The organism is Streptomyces sp. TG1A-60, assembly GCF_037201975.1.
GTDB lineage: Bacteria > Actinomycetota > Actinomycetes > Streptomycetales > Streptomycetaceae > Streptomyces.
Genome location: NZ_CP147520.1, coordinates 5724201 through 5745257 on the forward strand (window position 1 = coordinate 5724201; position 21057 = coordinate 5745257).

General features: G+C 69.0%; 8 protein-coding genes and 1 pseudogene. 2 read left to right on the forward strand and 7 right to left on the reverse strand.

What is annotated here, in order from left to right; translation table 11 throughout:
* Nucleotides 1-7 precede the first annotated feature (7 nt).
* From WBG99_RS24810 to pglW, 3 genes are read right to left on the reverse strand one after another with little or no spacing between them, the layout of a single operon-like run.
* Nucleotides 8-3928 (reverse strand): PglY protein, encoded by a 3921-nt coding sequence (locus WBG99_RS24810; protein WP_338898413.1) that lies wholly within the window; start codon nt 3926-3928, stop codon nt 8-10.
* Nucleotides 3921-7646, reverse strand: coding sequence for a BREX-2 system adenine-specific DNA-methyltransferase PglX (pglX, locus tag WBG99_RS24815; protein ID WP_338898414.1), 3726 nt, complete (start codon nt 7644-7646; stop codon nt 3921-3923). The genes WBG99_RS24810 and pglX overlap by 8 nt, the downstream gene beginning before the upstream one ends.
* A gap of 29 nt (nt 7647-7675) precedes the next feature.
* Nucleotides 7676-12127 carry a BREX system serine/threonine kinase PglW gene (gene pglW, locus WBG99_RS24820; protein ID WP_338898415.1) on the reverse strand — a complete coding sequence of 1484 codons (4452 nt, stop codon included), beginning with the start codon at nt 12125-12127 and terminating at the stop codon, nt 7676-7678.
* Nucleotides 12128-12423: 296 nt separating this feature from the next.
* Between pglW and WBG99_RS24825 the strand changes: the two genes are divergently transcribed.
* A complete protein-coding gene (locus WBG99_RS24825; RefSeq protein WP_338898416.1) occupies nt 12424-13395 on the forward strand; it encodes a hypothetical protein in 972 nt (323 codons plus the stop codon).
* 26 nt (nt 13396-13421) lie between these two features.
* On the forward strand, nt 13422-13979 hold the full coding sequence (locus tag WBG99_RS24830) for a hypothetical protein (protein ID WP_338898417.1): 558 nt from the start codon (nt 13422-13424) through the stop codon (nt 13977-13979).
* 2003 nt (nt 13980-15982) lie between these two features.
* Here the strand turns inward: WBG99_RS24830 and WBG99_RS24835 are convergent.
* From WBG99_RS24835 to WBG99_RS24850, 4 genes and pseudogenes are all read right to left on the reverse strand, one after another.
* A complete protein-coding gene (locus tag WBG99_RS24835; RefSeq protein ID WP_338898418.1) occupies nt 15983-19174 on the reverse strand; it encodes a BTAD domain-containing putative transcriptional regulator in 3192 nt (1063 codons plus the stop codon).
* Nucleotides 19153-19386: pseudogene (locus WBG99_RS24840) on the reverse strand (hypothetical protein); the annotation flags it as partial. The gene WBG99_RS24835 and the pseudogene WBG99_RS24840, both read right to left, overlap by 22 nt.
* 543 nt (nt 19387-19929) lie before the next feature.
* Nucleotides 19930-20442: a GNAT family N-acetyltransferase gene (locus WBG99_RS24845; RefSeq protein ID WP_338898419.1), complete on the reverse strand. Its 513-nt coding sequence runs from the start codon at nt 20440-20442 to the stop codon at nt 19930-19932.
* Nucleotides 20439-20744, reverse strand: coding sequence for a DUF1778 domain-containing protein (locus tag WBG99_RS24850; protein ID WP_338898420.1), 306 nt, complete (start codon nt 20742-20744; stop codon nt 20439-20441). Before WBG99_RS24850 ends, WBG99_RS24845 begins: the two co-directional genes overlap by 4 nt.
* Nucleotides 20745-21057: the final 313 nt, after the last annotated feature.

Genomic DNA, 21057 nt, shown 5'->3' on the forward strand with positions numbered 1-21057 from the left:
GCTCCCATCAGAGATCGCCGCCCGGCAGACTCGACGAGCCGTCACCCTGACCGGCGTGCAGCACCTGCCAGTTGATCTCGATCTCCACGTCCGGATGTGCGGCGGCGTAGTCGCGAATCTCGTCCTGTACGTCGGCGAGAGCCCGGCTGAGTGCGCTCTCCAGCACGCTCCCGCCCTCCGCGGCCTTCACCCGCCGCGAGCGACGAGAGGACGCTGTCGCAGTGGTGGGAGGGGAGGGCAGCGGCGGCCGGTCGCCCGTGGTCGGGCTGACATCGCTGGGACCGGTACCGGAACTGGGCGAGTCCACCTCGGGCTCGACGGCCGGCGGGGGCGGGAGTGACACGGGCGCGACGGTGCTCAGCCGCGCCGCCTCGTTGATCAGAGCCACCGCCTGACTGCGCGCCCCGCTGAGGACCGGCTTCAGCCTGGTGTCGAACTCGTTCCTCGACGCGGCGTCCGCGATCTCCGCGAGCAGCCGCTCGGACCGGTCGGCGAGGCCGTCCCCGCGGCCGGTGTACTTCCGCACGCTGTCGATCAGTTCCCAGTCGGTGTCCTCCAGCGCGTCCAGCACCTCCTGGGCCGAGGAGATCACCTTGCCCAGTTCGAAGTACGTAGTCGCATACGTAGCCGCCGCCAGGTCCCGGGCGAGCGGTGTCGCCTCCGGAGTCTGCTTGATCCGCGCAAGGAGGTCGGCCGCGTCCCGCACCGACTGCTCGCGTGCGGTCGGCGCCTCGCCGGTGATGCCGAGGGCGGAGCGGTAGCGGACCAGCGCCCGCCGCAGCCCGTTGACGGCACCCTCGCGCGCCTCCGCCTTGGCGCGGACGTCCGCCGCGAGCGCGTTGACGTTACGGGTGAACAGCACGGTCGGCACGCTCGTTCCGAACAATGCCGCGGCCCGCTCGTGCGCCCTGGTGTACTCCTCCTCGCTCGGCCGTTCCTGTGCCCGCAGCGCCCAGCCGGGGCCGATCTGGTCCAGCGCCGGCGCCTTGTCGGCCTTGCCGTTGTAGACCCAGGAACGGTCCGCGAGCAGGGCATAGGTCGCGATCACCAGATTGGAGACCAGTCTGTCCAGCCCCGTCCAGCCTAGCTCGGCGATCCAGGTGCGGATGTCCTCGACCCCGAAGTCGCCCTTCGCGCCGTGCTTGCCCGCCTGCTGGTCGATGTGCCGGCGCCAGTCCGTGGAGACGTTCAGCGGCCCGTCGTGCACCTCGCCCAGCTCCAGCGGATGCACGATCCGTGCCACATCGCCCAGCTCGCGGCTGTCGACGACGGCCCGGCGCGAGCTGTCGTCCATGGCCTTGACGATCCAGCCGTACGCCATCTTGAACTTCGCGGCGGTGACCGGCTTGCGGCTCTCCTGACGGTCGAAGTTCGGGTGCTTGGGATACATCGCGTCCAGCAGACCGTCGGCGAGTTTCAGCAGGTTGTACTCGAAGGCTCCGCCGCCTTGGAGCTGCGGGGTGTGCCCGGCGTACAGCGCGTGGACGTGCTTGCCCTCGGTGACCTGGGCGCCCAGGTCGCTCTCGTTGGCCTTCGCGATCCCGTACGCCTGCTGCAGCACCTGCCCCAGCTGCGCGACGAGCGTCTCGCGCTGCGCCTCCAGCTGATGCCGCACCCGCACCTGGTCGTCGGAGCCCAGATGGGTCGCGAAGTCCTTCAACCGGTCGCGGTCCAGCAGGTAGTTGATCTTCAGTAGGCGGCCGAGCTGGGTACCCCGCTGGCCGGAGACGAAGGACGGCAGCCAGACGACGGTCGCCGCGTCCGGCTTCTCCCGCTGCAGGCGGTAGACCCGGTTCTCGTCCGCGCTGGGTGTGCCCTTCTCATCCTCGTCGAAGGGGTAGTCGATGACGAAGCGGATCCGGTCAGGGGTGGACGGCTCGAACTGCGCGTCGGGCAGGATCTGCGGATCGCGTACGTTCTCGAAGACGAACTCCGCGGTCCGGCGCGTTCCGTGCCAGACGATCTCACGGTCGGCGACGAGCGTACCGTTGTCGGCGATCTTCAACTCCCGCCACAGCCAGTCCTGCACCCACCGCTTGCGTGCCCCGAGGGTGTCCTTCTCGCCGACGCTGTCCAGGATCGGCTCCACATCCAGATCGGACAGATGCAGCGTGAACACCGGGTCCAGATCATGGCCGTCGCTGCGCAGCTCGCCGGGGAACTGAGCCTGGAGCTCCTGCATCCGCCTGACCACGATCCGGTCCTCCTGACCGGTGCGCGAGCGGATCGACCCATGGTTGAGCGCGTTCAACCGCGGCCCGGTCAGCCGGGCGAGAGCCGGCACCTCGGGTGCGAGATAGGCGAGCAGCATCGTCTTGACGAAGCGTTCGTCGGCCTTGTACTTGGCGTCCTCGGCAGACCCGTACTTCTGCAGCAGGTGGTCCTTCACCTTGTCGTGGAAGCGGGTCGCCGCCTCGGCCTCGCTGCGCAGCCGGTCGGTGAACGCCTCGCCCATTCCCTCGGCCAGTACGTCCCACAGGTCGCCCAGCGGGATCAGCTCGCCGACCAACATGTCCTCGCGCCGCTGGTAGAGCATCTGCTGGAGCAGCTTGAGACCGGTGCGCTCGCGCTGGAGCGCGCCGGAGAGGGCCACCAGGACGTTGAGCAGGACGGGCGAGACGGGGTAGAGCGCCTTGAAGTCCTTCCAGTCGGCGTGGGTGACGCCGTTGGCGTCGAGGAGTACGTCGCGTACCGACTGGTTCGAGGTCTCGATCCGGGCGAAGGCCGCTTCGAGGGCGGCTTTCGCGGCGTCGTCCTTGGGCTTGAGGACGCGTTCCTTGATGATCTCCGGGAGGTTGCGGTCCTCCAGGCTGATCGGGTCGATGCGCCCCGCCAGGTACTTGACCTGCTGTTCGAGGTTCTTCGCCTCGGCGCCGACCGCGTCCGAACCGATCAGCTCGGACAGGTCGCGCTGGCGGGAGATGAAGGAGACCACCGGCAGGGCACGGCCGCCCGTGCCGGACTCGATCAGCTTGACCAGCTTGTTGACCTCGTCGTTGACGAAGGTCCGCTCACGCAGATGCGCCTGGAGCCAGAGAATCAGCTCGTCGAGGAAGAGGATCAGACCGTCGTAGCCGAGGGACTTGGCGTGCCGGCTGATGATGTCCAGGCCGTTCTCGAGCGGCAGGAAGGCGTTCTTCGCGCCGAGAGCGCCACGGGAGTACGAGGAGTACGGGCCCGACAGCAGCGCGGACGCCAGCCACTCGCGGACCTTCGGGTCGGGGGAGGGGGCCAGAGCCTGGTTGAGGAGGGCCGGGGTCCAGACCTTCGGGGCCTCCTTGACGTCGAGGTCGACCAGGTCGGCCTCGTCGTCGGCTGTGGTTGCGGCCTGCTGGGCGGGTGCCTTCTCCTCTGTCGGCAGAGCGGGGTTGCCGAGCCAGCGGACGAACTGCTCGTCGTCGGCGAAGAACTCCCGCTGTCGGCGGGCGTCGTCGAACATCGCGTCAGCCCGGTAGACCGGCGGTACCGGCGCGTCCGGGTGCAGCTGCCGGACCGTGCGTACGTAGCCGCCGAGGATCGCCGAGTCGAGGTCGGTCGCGCCGACCAGGTGGAACGGCACCATCAGGAACTTCCGGTCCCGCAGCCAGGCGTCGTGGTCCGCGATGACCGGCTGGAGCTTCGGCTTGGCACGGGCGGCCGGGTCGTTGGAGAGGATCGCGTGCAGCACGGTCATGAAGTGGCTCTTGCCGGACCCGAAGGAGCCGTGCAGATAAGCGGCGTTGGATGACCCCGCCCGCACCGACGCCTCGACGATCTTCAGGGCCCGGCGGAGCGCCTGCTCCAACTGCGGGGTGACCACGTACTCGCCCACGCGCTTGGCGGTCTCGTCGAAGCCACCGGACAGCTCGATCTTGAACGACCCGGCGAGGACATCCTTGGACAGGTCCAGTACGTCCCTGAGGTAGAGGTCGCCGTTGCCGCTACTCATCGTCTTCCACCGTTTCCGTTGTGATCGCCGTCTGCTTCTGCTTCGTCTTCGCTGCCGTGGCTGTCGCCGCCTTGCGTGCTCGGGTCTTCTTCACCGGACGCCATTCGGTGAGCGCGGCCGGGGTGAGCTGTGCGCTCGCCAACTCCCCGTCCAGAAAGCTCTGGAACTCCTCGGCGGCCGACTCCTCACCCCACTCCTCATCGACCTCCCCGAACCACTGCCGTAGCCACGGCATGAGCTCCACGATTCCGGAGAGCAGCGGTACGAGCCGCTCGGTCGGCCAGTCCTGCTGCTTGCGGCGATCGCTGACGAGGTTCAGCAGGGCGGTCGCCTGGTCGCGCTGGTCCCAGCCTGCCCAGCCGAGGAGGAGGGTCGGGTCGGAGTCGGGGTTCGCGTCCGGGTAGGACACGAAGCGTTCCTTGGGCACGTCGAGCTTGCCCCGGTTCGACCAGTAGGACTGCTTGGTGAAGTCCGCGGAGGTGTACTTCGGCGGTACGGCGATGTCGAGCCGCTCCCCGGTGCGGTCCTCCTCACGCTGCTGCTCCCACACGTTCTCCCACTGCGCGCGCTTGCGCAGGCCGGTGTCCTTGTAGCGGTACGCGGCGAGGTAGGGGACGTGCTCGGCGTCGACCACGTCGGCCAGGACCTGGGTGAGGGAGAGGTTCGGCTTGCCGAGGTGGGTCGCGTAGAGGCGTGCGGTGTTGAGGATCGCGTCCGCGTCGGGACGCTTCTCCAGCTCGTCGGCGAGCTGGCCGACGGTGAGGGTACGGGGCTGCTCGAAGTCGTTGAGGATGTGGAACCAGAGAGCCTTGTCCTCGCACCGGTCCAGCAGCCAGGTCCGCAGGGCGGCCTTCTCGCGCTTCTCCCAGGGGTCGGTGGCCCAGCGCCGCTTGCACTCGGGGCGCTCGATGAGCGCGAGGTCGCGGCGGGCGGAGATGGTGTCGATACGGGCCTGCACGATGTCCCGGTACCAGTCCGGCCAGCGGGTTGGGATCTCGGTGACGGGGGTGGATCCGTGGCGGTCGAACCAGGCGGTCTCCACCTCCCCGGCGGCTTGCTTGCGCGCCAGCACGATCTCGAACGCCCGCTCCCCGAGCTTGACTCGGGGGATGGTGGTGGGCGCGGGGGAGGGGGCGGTCAGGCGGGCCTTCTCAGCGTCGGTGAGGAGGTCGTAGGAGTGGTAGACCTCCCAGTCGAGCTCCTCCTGGAGGGCGATCATGCGCTGGCGGGTACGGGTCCAGGCGGTGTGGGCGGCGTCGAGACGGGCGCGGGTGGGCGGAGTCTCTGCTCCGCAGACGGCGGAGGGCTCGTGGGCGGCGAGTTCCTGGGCGAGGGCGTCGAGGGAGCGGCTGAGAGGGAGGGGGAGGTCGGAGGGGAGGGGGAATTCCTTGAGCTTGGTTCCGGTGAACTCGTAGCGCTCAATCCAGGGCTCCGGACTCCACCGATTGCCACCCCCACTAGAGTTGTCGGCGCCGCCCTTCGGCTGGCTGACCTGCTTGAGCCAGAAGCACGCCGACGACGAGTTGAGGATCCCTAGAAGTGAGATTGGTTCACCGATGTATTTTTCCTTTTGGAATTGAACTACCGGCGCGTGCTGGTTGTGCAACACGGAGCTCCCGCTAAGGGAGAAATGATTGTGTGTCGCCACGCAAGAGAAGGTAATGAGAGCGTCATTCGCTTTGACGGTATTTGACAGCATGGCATATTCGTTCCATGCCATGTCTCTCTCTTCGCGCGTTTTGCCGAAGACCAGGCCGTTCCGCAGCTCGGTCCTGCACGGCCAGTACGCTGGTGATGTGCGCAGGCGCTCTGCCTCGACACGCTCCGAGTAGGGCCACAATGCATATCGAGTGGATGCCGACCAGTCTCGAATGTTATCGCCTGCAGAAATTTCCTTGAACGGTGCCGACTCTGCAGCCCATTGGAGGGTCGGTCGATCGGCCATGAAGGCGTCATTGTTTCCGAGGATGGCGTGAACCTTCACCGAAATGCCCTCTCGGGAATCCAGCGGATGGGTGTCGCGAATTAGGATGGACATTAGGCTGCTCGCGCCGCCGCCCGAAAGACTCCATGGGTAGGATGAAAAGTTCATGCGATGGGAATCGGTAGAGCTAATCCATTCAGATTCGCTGTCGGATTCGCCAATCTGTTTGACAATCGCGGCCCATACAAATCCCTTCTCGGCAACTTGAGGCTGCGTCGGCTCCCCCCGAACCCCCAGCACCGCCCGAATCGGCTCTTCCGGACGCGGCACATAATTCCGCCCCACCAGAATCACCGTTGGCGTCCCATGCCCCGGAATGTACGCCCCCGACGTGTCGATGACATGCGTCAGGTGGACCTTCAGCCGGAAGAACTTCTCGATTAGCTTCTTGCCGAACTCCCGCTTCATGAAGGAGTTCGCCGTGATCTGCCCGACGTACCCCGCGTCCCGCTCCGACCCCGAGGTCCGCACCGCCAGCTGGAACAGCCGCTCGGCGAACGGCACCGACAGCGCGTACTTGCCCGAGCAGGACTCGTACACCCGGTAGTTCAGGTTCTCCTGCTTGTCCTTGACCGTGATGTACGGCGGGTTCCCGACCACCACGTGGTACGTGTCCCGCGTCAGCAGGTCGCACCGTTGCGCGTAGTCCTCGATGTCCTCGGTCCGGTAGTGGAAGACCTCCTGGGAGGAGAACAGGTCCTCACTCTCGCGCTTCGGCGCCCCGCGACCGTGCAGCAGGGAATCCCCCACCGCGATATTGATCGGGAACTCCCCCAGCGCATCCAGCCGCCGCTTCTCCGGCACTTCCTCGGCCGCCTTCAACACTGCCACCAGCAGCCGGAACCGGGCCACCGCCACCGCGAACGGGTTCTTGTCGCAGCCGTGGACCGCATCCAGCGCGCGCCGGATCAGGGTCCAGTCGTCCGCCGCCTTGTCCATGTCCCGCCACTTCGCCAGCAGCCGCTCGAACATCCCCAGCAAGAAGTGCCCCGACCCGCACGCCGGGTCGATAGTCCGCAGACCCGCCGGGAGTTCGCGTACCCCGCCGTGCCCGTCGCGGATCTCGACGACCGGTGACAGCCCGAACTCCGCCACCGCCGGCTCCAGCGTCAGGTCGAGGATGAACTCCTCCACGAACACCGGGGTCTGGAGCAGCGCGTACGTCTTCCGGGCGTGCTCGCTCAGGTCCTGGTAGAGGTCGCCGAGGAATCGCGTGTCCAGGTCCTCGTCCACGAAGGAGTGGACGATCTCGCCGTCCGCCCCGACCCGCCGCCAGAACTTCAACAGCCCCGTCGCCGCCTCGTACGACGGTTCGATCTCCCACAGCGGGTTGTGCGCTCGGTCGAAGAGGCCCGCGACCGTTGGGTTGGTCCCCGCCAGGTGCTCGAACGCCGCGATGATCCAGTCTCGGTCGTTCTTCTCCGGGTGTGCCGCGAAGAACGCCGCGTCGTGGTCTTCCGCGTCCTTCAGGCGTTCGCCGACGCCCGCCAGCCACGGCCGTGCGATCAGCCCGTTGTCCTCGCAGAACCGTACGAAGACGCAGCCAAGGACCCACGCCGCCGCGACCTGCGTGACCCGCTCGTCCCGCCACGCCTCGTACGTGGCCGCCGTACGCTCCGCCTCGAAGGCCCTCCCGTACTCGGCCCTCAGCTCCGCCCGGTACACCTCCACCGAGTCGCTGCGCGCCCGCAGGTCGTCCTCCAGGAGCGAGACCTGCTTGCGGAGGTCCTTCAACAGGCCATTGTCACCACTACCGCGCGCGCTCACTGTGTCAGTCCCTCTCGAAGTGCAGCCAAGTTCTTGAGGAAGTCCTCGGTCAGCACCACGCGTTCCGCGTCGCCGCCGGTCACCTCCACCGTGTGTCCGTCCAGCTCCGGCGCGCCGTGCGGATTGTGAGAAGGAGCGAGCAGCCACAGCCCGTGCGGCCGTCCGCCCGGTTTGCGGGCCTCCCGCTGGAGCCCCACCAGCAGCTCGTGCCCGCCCGCCTCGTAGTAGTGGGCGAGCAGCCCGGCCGTATGGACGAACAGAGCCGTCCCCGGCTCCCGGGAGGCCGCCTCCTCCAGTCGCTCCGCGACCCGGGGCCATACCCGGACCACGAACGACCGTAGTCCGCCCGGCAGTTCGCCGCTCCTGGTGTACCGGGTGTCCGCGCCCAGCACCTTGGACCAGTCCGTGCCGTGCTCAGTGGCCAGCGCCTGGAACTCCTTGAGGAAGACCCGCGCCAGATTCACCGGCACCACCGGGAACGCGCCCGCGACCGCCTCCGTCACCGATCCGCTCTCGCCGCGCAGCCGCTTGACGGGCACGGTCAGTGCGAGGAAACCGCCTTCGCGTACCGCGGAGTTGAGTTTCGCGGTGAGCAGGGCCACCGGGTCCCGCCCGGCGCCCGCCCTCGCCGCCTGCGCGCGGGAGGCCGCCGTCACCGTGCCAGTGGAGGACGAGTACAGCCAACTGCTGCCACCGCCCACCGGCGCGAGGGGCAGCGGCGGCTTGAAACGCTGCTCGGCCATCTCGTACGTCAGCGGGAAGCCGGCCTTCTGCAGCGCGTCCTCGACCTCGACATACGTGGGATTCCCCAGCGCCATCTCGGGGAAGCGTGAACGCAGCCGGGCCAGCAGCCCGTCCAGGCTGATGCCGACCTCGCGGCGCACGCCCGCCGCGGCCTGCGAGATCTGCAGGGCCCGCCACAGTTCCAGCGTCCTGGGGTACACCTCAAGACGCGGTGAGGCGGCTGCCCCCGCCGAGGTCGCGGCGGCGAGTGTGACCAGTCGGGCGTCGGGCAGCGGGTCCATGCCCTCGGGTGTGCCCACGGCCCGCAGGTCGCGCAGTGCCGCACTCCGGTCGGGCAGGGGATCGGTGGCGGCGATCTTCTCGGCCGCATCGCCCAACTCTATGGCGTACGAGGCGAGTTCGTCGGAGGTCGGGGCGTCGGACCCGTCCAGCGACTCCAGGGCCACGATCAGTCGCCCCCGGCGCCGGAACTGCGCGAGTCGGGGCTCGTGCTCCTCGTCGCGGCCGGTGAGCAGCGTCTCGGCGGTGACCGCCGCCCGTACGACGGCGAGCGCGGCGGCCTCCGTTCCCTCGCTGGTCTCGCTCTCCGAGCCATGACCGGCGGCGAGCACCCGGGCCAGTTCGCGGGCGGTCATCACACGGCCGGCATCCCGGACCGCGTCGACCAGTTCATCGCACAGGATGCCCATCCAGCCTGCCTCGGCCCAGTCGCCGATGGCCGAGCCGAGGTGCTTGGAGGCCGTGTTCTCGGAGACCTTGACCGCCTCCGCCACCTGTCGGTTGGTCGGCCAGGCGCCGACCTCCGACGTGCCGTCGAGCCCGAGCCATGCCGCGACCACCTGCGGTCGCTTGTTGTCCTTGCGGCCGGCCGGCACCGGGTTGAGGAGGCTCGCGAGCCGCTCCACGTTCTGCCGGGCCTCGTGCTGCGCGCTGAGCTTGTCGTCCGCGACCGGTACGACATCCTCAACCGGCTTTACCAGCACGGCAGTCGCGGCCTTGGACTTCTTCGGCCGGAGCGCCGCCGTCCACTGCCTGTGTCGCCGGTTGAGCTCCTTCTTGACGACTGCGCCGATCCCGCGCTTGTTCCGGAAGCGGGGCAGCGGTATGTCGAGCAGCTCCCCGACCGTCACCGCGCCGAGCTCCTCGGCCACCGCCGCCGCCCGCTCGGTCAGCCCCGCGTCCCTGAGCGTGGTGGAGACCTTCGCCTTCTCCGCGTACAGGTCTCGGACGTCGTCCTCGGACAGCCCCTCTGGCAGCCCACCGACCCCAAGGAGCGACACGGTGTCCGTGGTCGGAGGCGGCTGGGTGCGGTCGGCATCGGTGAAGATCGCCCGCCAGGCGTCCCGCATCTGCCGCAGCGTCTCGAAGCGGCGGTTGACGTCCCGGTGCAGGGCCCGCTCGAAGAAGGCCTCAAGGCCCGGCCGCAGTACGGCCACGAAGGCGTCGGAGGCGAGGATCGGCGTCTCGTCCTCCATGGCGGTCAGCGGGTCGTCGGTGCCATTGCCCCACGTGGGCCGCTCGGCGGCGGCCATCTCGTGCAGGACGACGGCGGCTGCGTACCGCTCCGCGTAGTCGTCGTACACAGGCCGCCGTGCGTCACCCAGGAACGGGTCGAGGTAGCCGCGGGTGCCCGCCTTGATGTCCCGGTCGGAGACGGCCGCCAGAGAGAAGTCGAACAGCATCAGCTGCTGCTCGCCGTCCTCCCTGACCTTGATCCCGAGGTTGTCGGGCTTGAGGTCGCGGTGGCGCATGCCTCTGGCCGCCAGGTCGTCGAGCGCCGTGAAGAGGTCCTCGCCGCAGGACGCCAACTCCTCGTAGCCCAGCGGGCCGTGGCTGCGCAGCCGCTGGCCCAGCGTCTCGGGACCCGCGCACTCCAGGGCCAGTACGGTCCGGCCGGCGAGGGTGCGCGGACCCTCGTACAGTTTGACGATGCGGCCGCTGCTGACCTGCTGCAGGGCTGCGGCCTCGGAGGCCAGACGCTCGTTCTTCTCCGCGTCCAGAGCGACCTTGAGGACCCGCTCCTCCTCCACCCTCCGCCCACGTTCGTCCTCGCTGACGCGGGTCACATACAGGGCGCGCGCGGTGGCGCCCGAGCCGAGCACCCGCTCCACCGTCCAGTCGCCGTCGACGGCCTGTCCGGGTGTGGCGTCGAGGGGGTCGGCCTCCACGGCGATCGCTTGGGCGGCACTGGCCTGCTCGGCCTCGTCGAGCCGGGCGAGGAACGCGTCGGCGGAGTCGAGGCGCTCGTCGACCGAGGCCCGGGTGGCGGCGTACACCAGCTCGTCGAGGCCGGAGTCGACGGCGTCGCTGACCGCGTACATGTGCAGTCCGCCGTCGGCCTGGAGCCGCTCCTTGAGCGCGGTGCGGGTCCCGGCGGGCGGCATCCCCGTCAGGATGTGGTGGGCGACCGCGCCGAGGCCGAAGACGTCCAGGTCCACCGGGTCGGGGAAGTCGGCATCGGTCTCAGGCGCGAGGTAGCACTGGGCGGCGTCCTCGATGTGTTCCCCGGTGAAGGAGGATTCACCGAGCGAGCGCAGCGAGGTGGTGTCGAAGTCGCGTGCGGACGCCTGCCAGTCGATGATCCGCAGGACCGGGTTGCTGCCGCTCTCCCGCGCGCTGACGTACACCGAGCGGGCAGCCAGCGCGCGGTGGTAGAGCGAGCGGCGGTGGGCGTAGCGGACGGCCTCGGCGAGCTGGCGGACCATGTCACGGCGTACCGCATCGGGCAGCTTCGCGCCGTGCACCGCAAGGTAGTTGTCCAGGCGGAGATCGCTCTCACGGTGGCGGAACAGGATCGCCGGACCGCCCTGGTGCTGGCGGATGGTGACAGCCTGGGCGATACCGCGGTGGGTGATGCCCTGGAGCACCTGGTACTCGCGCTCGGCGGCCCGGGTGGCGGAGCGGCGCTTCTCCTCGCTCGCCAGCTGCTCGACGAGGTAGACCCGGACCCGACCCTCCTCGTGGATCATCTCCTTGCGCTCCGCGAGCCGGTCCTCCCAGGTGGGGCCCGCGTCCAGAGGGCGGGAGGAGAGCTTCCAGCCGTCGCCGAAGTCGAGGTGGGCAGTGGAGGCCCGCACCCCGATCTTCTTCATCAATGCGGGCAGGTGCCGGGCCAAGTTCTCGGTGATCCGCCAGTTCTCGCGCTCCGGCGCGAGGCTCAGAAAGTCGTCCCAGATGCCGGGCAGCCCCGTCCCGGCGCCGTCACGCCCGTACACATGGGTGCGCTGCACCGTGTCCAGCCGGCTCTCAAGCAGTGGGTCGGACAGGAAGACCGCCGGGTCGATGCGCGGGATCCGTTCTCCCGGACAGATCTCGCGGGCGGCTTCCTGGAGGCGGGACTTGAGTTCCTTGGACTTCAGGTCGGTGAGGTGCAGCGGATTGCGGATCGTGCGGATCCGGCCATCGGGGGCGTGGAAGCTCCAGGTGTCGCCGCTGTTGACGACCCGGCCCGGGTGCCCCTTGAGCTCGACCAGGTACAGCCCACGGGGTACGGCGATGAAGAGATCGCACTCATTGATACGGCCGCTCATCGCGGTGAAGGAGAAGGTCGCCCAGGCGTAGTGCGGGGCGGTGACCGGCATCCGCTGCCTGATGTGATCGAGGGCCGCCTGCTCCCAGGGGAACGGTGACGGGCGCGTCTGATACCAGCGTTTCACCTGAGGTGGACCGGGTTTGGGGGTCGCCTGGCCGACTGCTGCCGCCACCGCCGTTCACCGCACCTTTCCGCTGCCCGACCCGCTTGCTTACCGACGTGATCCGTGTGACGGGTGATGGTATGCGGCGAATCGTGGCTGTTTGAAATCGTCAGACCACTGAATTGGACATCTTGCCAGGTGGGAGGCGGTATCGCAGGGGTCGGTCGAAAAGCTGAGACGGTTGTGAGGCGGACGAGGAATGAGATTGCCGTGATCAGGCCATTCTGTGGCCGGCATGCCGTGCGCCACCATCCATCCGTCTACGGTCATGGGGCACTCAGTGAGCCGCAGGCGGGGAGACGGGTATGGCGGGGACGGCACGCAAGCGAACCGTGTTCTTCTTCGAGATCGTAGAAGCCAAACGCGGCCAGCCCCGCATGGAGCCCCAGCCCTGGCGCAACTTCCTTGACCGTGTCGCGGCCTCGGAGCCGCACGAGCGGATCGTGCGCAGCGCGGACGATCAGCTGGTCGGGATCGTGGATACGACCGCCGCAGCCGACCATCTGCAGCTCGCCAAGATCACCGGTGAGGTGCCGCACCAGCTCGACCACAGCAACGGCACCATTGAAGCTCTGCAGCTCGCTGCCGGCACGGATGTCGTCCATGTGACCACGCTCTGCTTCCTGCCGTACGGAAACATCATCGGCGCCCTGCACGGAGGCTTCTCCGCACCGCGCGTCAGCGCCATCACCAAGTGGCTGAACGGGATCGGACTCCCGTGCGGCGAGGTCGTACTCAAGCCGGTCATTCACGCGCGAGCCCGTGAGAAACTCAACCGCATCGAGGCGGTATCGGAGTTCACCGTCCAGCTGGAAGGCGCACCGGCGGACACTGTCAGCGCCTTGAGGGCGCGAGGCGACCTCGCGGACTCGCTGCGGAGCTTCGGGCAGCGTCATCCCGACACTTCCATCACACTCTCGCTGAAGGTTCCCAGGCGCGGGGGACGGCTGAGCAAGTTCCGCAGGAACCGTGCCGCGACCCAACTGCGCAGCGATGTACTGCAGTTCATTCCCGACCTCGACGAGTGGATGGACGAGTCGGGTGTGGTGCGCTCGGTTAGCGGCCAGGTCGCCATACGGGACCCGCACCGACAGTCCCTGGAGTACGAGCCGCTCGACTTCCTGGCACACCGCATCACAGCGCAGTGCGATGTGCCGATCGCGTTCACCGACGGCCGATCGGTCGATCTGCGCTACGCCGTCGACGCGATCTTCGCTGCGGCCCGTACGCATGAACGTGCGCTCCAGGAAGCCTGTCAGTACCGGCCGCTAACCTGAGCAGCAGCGCAGGACTGGGGGCCGACGTGCTGGATTGGCTGTGGCGACGTTGGGTGGGGCGGCCGGCGGTGGACTGGGTCCTCGCGCTGACGGTCACCGGCGTGCATGTGGCGGTTGTGCAGATCGCAGGTGCCGGGGATGTGCTGGCCTGGCCCGACAGGGAACAGCGGATCGCTGCCTACACGGCGACGGCGACCGTCGCCGCTGTCGTCGGCAGCTTCATCACCGCGGCCGTCACCCTGTACGCCGCATCCACCGGGCAACGTATGCGCACGCTGCGCACGCATCCCGTACAGGGGCCGCAGTTCCGCCGGAACTGGATGAGCATCCTCAGCGCGACGCTGGTGATCTCAGGACTGTGCCTGCTGGCCATCATCCTCGACACGACGCAGCGGGACCCAGGCGGGACACACTGGCTGGCTGAGGTGGCCATAGCCCTGGGGGTGGCGCGGGCGACGCGGCTGGTGTGGCTGTTCGGCAAAGTCATCGCGGGGGGCGACATCGATCTCGCGGATGTCGCACTCACTCCGTCGGGTTCGCCCCCGACGCCGCCGCCGGTGCCGGGGCGGCGGCCGGGAGTGTGAGTGGCGCCGGGGCGGAGTCTGTATGCGTTGGAAGGTCAATCCGCTGCGGACGAGTTCGAGACGCTTATCCGAGCTGGCGAGATCGTCCCGCATGCCTTCGGTCTGACCCCTTGGGGCCTTATTGAGGCCGAGTTGAGGCCGCAAGGACAGGAACAGACTGACAAGGGCTGAGGAGCACCCACATGGATAACCTCATCTGACCTGCGAAAACGTCAAGGATGAGCGTTGATCGGCAAGGACCGCCAAGATCCTCAAAGGACTCATAATCCGTCGGCCGTGGGTTCGAGTCCCACCCGCCCCACCATGCAGGCCTCTGACCTGCTGAAACGTCTCTTCGTGCTTACGGATTAAGGACTTTGGGTCAACGGACTGAATCCGCTGCCCACCAGTTCAACGGCACTGCCGTCGGCGGCGGTTCGAACGGTTCTGACCTGTACGGATGTGCTTCTCGGTAGTCGGAGAAGCCGCCGAACGCGGCGTATGCGAGGGCTTGGGCGCCGGATTCGGGACGTTCGCAGGACGCAGGGGAACAGCAGGGGCTGTCTCGCAGCTGCTTCGTCGATGCGTCGATGCCGCGCGGGTTGAGTTGGCGCGGTGCGGCGGGCGACCGACGACCGGGGCCCCGCGCAGATCTCGCAGGAACTGCTCCTACGCCTGCGCGACGATGAACACCTCCAGGCCGCCAAAATCATCAAGTCCGGGCGTGTAGCCTCTGGCTCCTCGCGAAAGAGGGGGCCAACGGCCTCGTACCGGAGGGGACCGGCCATCGACCCGAGGAGGCGGTCCCGGAACGCCTCGCCGTGGACTGCGCGGTGCGGCTGCTGACGCTGGCGGTGGTATCAGTACCCGCCGGTGGTCATCAGGGCCTGGGAGTGGTCGCTCGTCGCGGGCCACTCCTGTCTCTGGTGGCCGAGCTCGAGATCGTCCGGCGCGTTCGGACCGCCCATTTTGGCCGGCACCCAGTCCGAATCCACGGCGTTGCTCAGCAGTCCGGGGCCACGCGCGGGGTCTGGGCTGGCGCCACCGCGCCGGGCATGAGTGCCGGCGCACCGTTGCCAGGCGTGTTGTCACGCCGAGGGCGCTTGGACGGTCGGCTTGTCCCACTCGTCGGCGTCGGCAGAGGTGATGTCCGGCGACATCTCGCCGGGGCCACAGCGGGCTGGGAAGCCAGCACCGGCAGGAGATGGTGGAAGCCGTCGCGATCAGACCGGCCCCCCATCTCAGTACCGAAGCCGACCGGTCTCTTGTTCAAGCGACAATGAATGCCCCTCATGGGGAGTTCGTGCCGGAGCCCACGACGTCGAGGCACGGGCCCGAGTTCGTGCGGTCCCCGCATCCGTGTGTGGCCGCCGTCCGTCGCGGAGCACTCGCACACGGCTGCCTTGCCCGACGACGTCTGCTCGGCCATCGGGAGCCAACTCGCCGGCAGGGAGCTCAAACGCTGCTGGAGATCACGCACGGTCACCGGTAGTAGCGGGCGGAGCCCTGCGTCCGAGCGGTGTCACGAACATCGCGGCCGTCCCCGCACGTTCCGTTGACTCAGCGTCTTGAACGTGAAGGACGGCCGCGTCACGTGCGACCGGAAACGGGAAATCTCAGCGGTTCGCACGACATGCGGGAGGAGAGAGCAAGGTCAGGCGTAGCAGCGCAGGCTGGACGCCTGATGATCCCGGCCGGGCAGTCACGACCGGCAATCTGGAGTGCCGGACCGGCAATCGACCGGCACTGCTCGTACACCCACCCCACCGCAGCGTCGAACAGCACCTTCGGCCCCTCCCCGGTCATCCACACCCGCGCGTCCACCCACGCACGTGATCCAGCCGGGTGTTCGCCCGCTCGCCGTACGCCTTCAGCACCGAGGCGTCCGCGACGCCAAGCTGCTCGGCGGCATCTGCGGCTCGATCAGCGCCCGGTCCGCGTCGCCCAGGAAGAGGAACCGCTCCGGCTCGGCGCGCCAACGCCCCGTCGCGCGACCGTCTCAGCGAACGACGGCCACAGCCTCGTCAGCCGTCGGTGCGGGAGCGGAGCCCTTCCATGTCCACCGTGGAGGTGAGCCGCTGCCGTATCGCCTCGGCGACACGGGAGGGGCCGAGCGTGTGGAGGATCTCCAGGGCCTCCTTCCAGTACGGGGCCGGGTCCTCCTCGCCCGTTGCGTCGACGGCCTGGCCGAGGATGTCGAGGGCCAGGGCCTGTCCCTTGCGGTGGCCGGTGGCGCGGTGCACCGCGAGGGCCTCGCGGGCGTGGGCGGCCGCGACGGTGGGTTCGCTCCGGTCCAGGTCGGCGCGGGCCAGGGCGGTCAGTGCCTCGCCTTCCACCAGGCGGTACTCCGTGCGGCGGGCGATGTCCAGCGCCTCGGCGGCCTGTTCGTGGTCCAGGGGATGCCGGACGGACGCCAGCCCGATCAGGGAGCGGGCCTCCAGGTCGTGGGCGCCTCGGTCGCGGGCCAGCTTCAGCGCCTGCCGGTAGGCGTCGGAGGCTTCGTCGTGGCGGCCGAGGGCGAGCAGCACACTGCCGAGGGTGAGGCGGGCGGCGGCCCTGAAATAGCCGTCGACGTCCTGGTCGCTGAGGGCGGTGGCGGCCCGTGCCAGTTCCAGGGCGCGGACGAGGTCGCCTGCGTCCCTGCGGGCGGCGGCCGTCAGCCGCAGCACATACGCCTCGCCTCCCAGGTCGCCGCACTCCCTGGCCATCGTCAGGGCCGCCTGAAGGTGGCGCGCCGCATCCGTCGTGTCGCCGAGCAGGTGTCGGGTACGGCCGAGGTCGGCCAGCCTGCGTATCTGGTTGTGCTGGTTGTCCAGGGCCGCCGGAAGGCGCTCCGCCCGAACGAGGCAGTCGAGTGACTCGGACAGGCGGCCCAGGTCACGCAGGACGTGGGCAAGGTTGCCGAGGACGACGGGGTGCCCGTCCGACAGGCCGCCCTGCTGGTCGAGTTCCATCGCCCGCTCCAGATGCTCCGCGCTGCGCCGCAGCCGGCCGCTGAGCCGGGCGACCATGCTGAGATTGGTATGCGCGATAGCGGCGCCCTCCGGCCAGCCGACGGCCTCGGCGAGGGCGAGCAGCTGCTCGAAGTGGGTGACCGCGGTGCCGGCGCGGCCCTGCTGCACGTGCGCGTGGCCGAGTACATGGTGCATGGCGGCCTCGGCGAAAGGCTCTCCGGCAGCGCGGGCAGCGGACAAAGCGGCCTGGCCGAGGGCCCTCCAGTCCACAGTGTGCTTGCGGATCCAGGCATAGCCGCGCAGGGCGTTGGCGAGCAGCCAGGCCGTCGGATGGCCCTCGGCGGCGGCCTGGTGAACGGCCGCAGCCAGGTTGAGCAGTTCGGCGTCCAGCCAGCGCATCGCCGCCGCGGCGTCGGTGATCTCCGGCAGCGCCGCATCGCTCCGGGCAGCGTCCTCGTCACCGGGCAGGCGCTGTTTCATCCCGGGGTAGAGCAGTAGCGCACAGCGATCCACCGTGGCCAGCAGCCAGGCGTAGAGGGCGTCGGAGGCAGATCGGCGGGAGGTGTCGGTCTCCTCCAGGCGGAGCCGTTCGGCGGCGTACAGTGCCACGAGGTCGTGAAAGCGGTAGCGTCCGGGCCGGTGCTCTCGGAGCAGGTGGGCGGCGGTGAGCCGCTCCACCAGCCGAGCGGCGTCCTCGATGGTGGTGCCCGTGACGACGGCGGTGGCCTGGAGGCCGGTTTCCGGGCCGGGCAGCAGGGCCAGCAAGCGGAACATCCGCCGGACCGGGGCGTCGAGGGCGTGGTAGGAGAGACTGAAGGCAGTCCCTACGGCGGTGGTCTGGTCGCCGGTGACGGACAGGGCGGTCAGCCGGTCGCCCTCGTGCAGGTAGTCGGCCTGTTCCCGCAGGGTGCGGACGGGGCTGTCGCCGAGGTTGGCGGCGGTGATCCGTAGCGCCAGAGGGAGGTGCCCGCAGGCAAGGGCGAGGTCGGCTGCGGCTCGTGGGTCCGCGTCGACGCGGGCCTTGCCGAGGGTACGGACGAACAGCAGCCGGGACTCCTCGGCGCTGAGCACGTCCAGCGCGATGCGGTGGGCACCGTCGCGGGCGGCCAGTCCGGCCAGCCGGTCGCGGCTGGTAACCAGGACCAGGCAGCCGGGGCCGCCGGGCACGAGCGGTCTGATCTGCTCCGGGTCCGCGGCATTGTCCAGGATGACCACCATCCGTCGGTCGGCGGCCAGGGTGCGGTACAGGTCGGCGGCGGCCTCGGGTGTCCCGGGGATACGCTCCGCGGCGACACCCAGCGCGAGCAGGAACCGGGTCAGCGCCTCGACGGGGCGCAGTGGGGCCCCCTGTGCGTGTCCGCGCAGGTCCACGAAGAGCTGGCCGTCCGGGAAGCGGTCGCGTACCCGGTGCGCCCAGTGCACCGCCAGGGCGGTCTTGCCCGCCCCGGCGACACCGGTGAGGGCACACAGCACGCTGCCCCGGCCGAGGCCCGGCCCGACCTCGGCGAGCAGGGCGTCCAAGCGGGCCAGGTGGTCCGTACGGCCGGTGAAGAACGCGGCGTCGTACGGCAGTAGCGCGGGGGCGGCCGACGGGGTGGGAGGTGCCGGGGACACGGTCACCCGGGCCGCGTGGGCCCGCGGGACGTCCATGCGCAGGATGCGCTGATGGGCGTCGGTCACCTCCCGTCCGGGGCGGACGCCGAGTTGGTCGTCCAGGCGGTCGCGGAGTGCCGTGTACAGGCTCAGGGCCTCGGCCTGCTCGCCCGAGGCGGCGAGCGCCAGTATCAGCCGGGCGTGGACTCCTTCGTGCAGCGGCTCTAGGTCGGCGACCTTCTGGAGCTCGCGCACGGCGTCCGTGGGTCTGCCCATGACGAGGGCGCCGTCGGCGTGGGCCTGTACCACCGACAGCCGCAGTCGGGCCAGGGTGATGGCCGAGGGGTGGTCGCGCACCCGGGACGGCGCACCCTGGAGGACGGGTCCGCGCCACAACCGTAACGCCGACTCCGCCTGGGCGTACGCCTCGCCCGGGGCACCGGACGGGGTGGGGAGCAGGCCGTGGGGGAGACCTGGGCGGCCAGGGCGGTGAACTCCGCCGCGTCGCACTGGTCCTGGTCCAGTTGCAGCAGGTAGCCGGTCCGGGTACGGCGCAATACGCCGCCGGGTGTGTCCCTGGGGCGGGCCACCGGGGTGAGCAGATGGCGCAGCCGGGACACATAGGTGTGCACCACGTTCAGACAACTGGCGGGCGGGCGGCCGCCCCACAGGACATCGACGATCTCGTCCCGGGACACGGACACACCCGGATGCAGGCCGAGCAGGGCGAGCAGGCAGCTCTGCTTCGTCGCGCCGGACTCCACGGGTCGGCCGGCCACACGCAGGACAAGAGGACCAAGGACCTTCAGCCGGACAGGTTCTGGGCCGCGGACTGGCTCCGGTTCGGCCTCCGGTCCCAGTGCCGTGATCAGTCTGAGCACCGAGGGGCTGCGCAGCGAGCGTGCCCGGCCGTGCTCGATGTCGCGGATGCTGCGCGTGCTGACACGGGCCAGGACCGAGAGTTTTGACTGGCTCAGCCCCAGCTGCCTTCGGCGGCCTTCGAGCCAGGCCCCCAACTGCTCAGGCGTGCGCTCCAAAGTCTCCCCATCTCGAATGTGCCACTGAGCAGTCAACCCGGACCGACACCGCAGGTCAGAGGCGTCCCTGACGCAGCGTCATCGACGGTACATCGCTCATGCTGTTCCGGAGAGACGATTCTCGGTCAGCTGGATCCCGGCAAGGACCGGAAACCTCACCCTCCGGGAAGCGTGGACGCCTGGGCGCGGTACGTCGTCGAGACCGTGGCTGACAGTCGTCGCGATTGCGACTGACATGGGTGACTGCCCGGTGGGCGCGGTGCCGACACGAGTACGGGCGGGCGACCGCATACATGGGGCCACGGGGTGCTACAACGGCTTCTTAGAAGTGCTCGAAGCCCCCGCCGGCGCCTGGTGAAGGCTTCTGGCTGCTGTTATCCGTGCACATCACGTGACGTCGGCGATGATGTCGGCGATGGGGCGGTAGAGGCGCTGCGGGCGGTCGTCTGCGACCGCCCGCATGTCCTTGAAGCCGTGCGCTCGGTAGAACTCGGCCGCACGGTCGTCGATGGCATCCACGACCAAGAGGCGCCCCGCCGCCCTCTGTGACGCTTCTGCGACCAGCTCTAGTGCCTGTGTCAGCAGGCGCGTGCCAAGCCCTTGGCCGTGCAGTGCTTTGTCCAAAGCGAGGCGAGCCAGCATATAGCCCGGTACAGGCCGGTCACGCTTGCCATACCGGTTGCGGCTCGCGACGCTTTCCTGGCGGACATCGTGAGGGGCCAGCGTGATGTAAGCCACCACGCGAGTCTCGTTCCGCCACAGGTGCGTCCGCCCTAGTCCGGCCCGTTCGACCCCTATGGCAGGGCCGCGCAGCCAGTCATTGAGGCTCTCCACACCACAGTCGAAGTCCTCGGCGCCCGTCAGTGGGTCGTCGATGGGCTCCGTGAAATACAAGGTCACTGATGAGCCGCCCTTTCCTGCCGCATCTGGGCAGCGGCGCGGCGGGTACGTTCGTTTGGCTCAGGTGCGGCGTCCAACGCGTCCAGGAGGTCGCTGAACTCCTCCTCGCTGAGCAGGGTTGAGCGGTACTCGGCGATGGCGTCCTTGGCATAGGCGCGAAGGGCGCGCACCATCAGGTCAGTGCGAGTCAGCCCGAGCAGCGCCCGCGCTTCCTCAATCAGCTCGTTGTCCTCGTCGGATAGCCGCGCCTCAAACCGATGCTCCTTGGCACGGCGCCCGGTGGTCTCCAGTGAATTCGCCATAGTGCCACCGTACTACGTTTGTCCGTACATCACCTCTGTTCAACCCTGCAAAGCTTCTGACCTGCTGCTCTGTGCATCACCCATGTTTACGATCACGAAGCCGCTGCGACCGATACCTCTGTGATTGGCGTGCTCATTGAGGCTGATGTGGCGAGCGCACGGGGGCTGCCGCGGAAAGTTCAGATCGCTGGCGTACGACCGAGGCTGGTCAGCACAGGGCGCGGCGGCCCGTACTGAAACAGTCCGGAGGATCACCTCTGCTGGCTCCGGCGGGGACCGCAGCTCGCAGCCAAGGTCACTGGCCGCTGTGGAC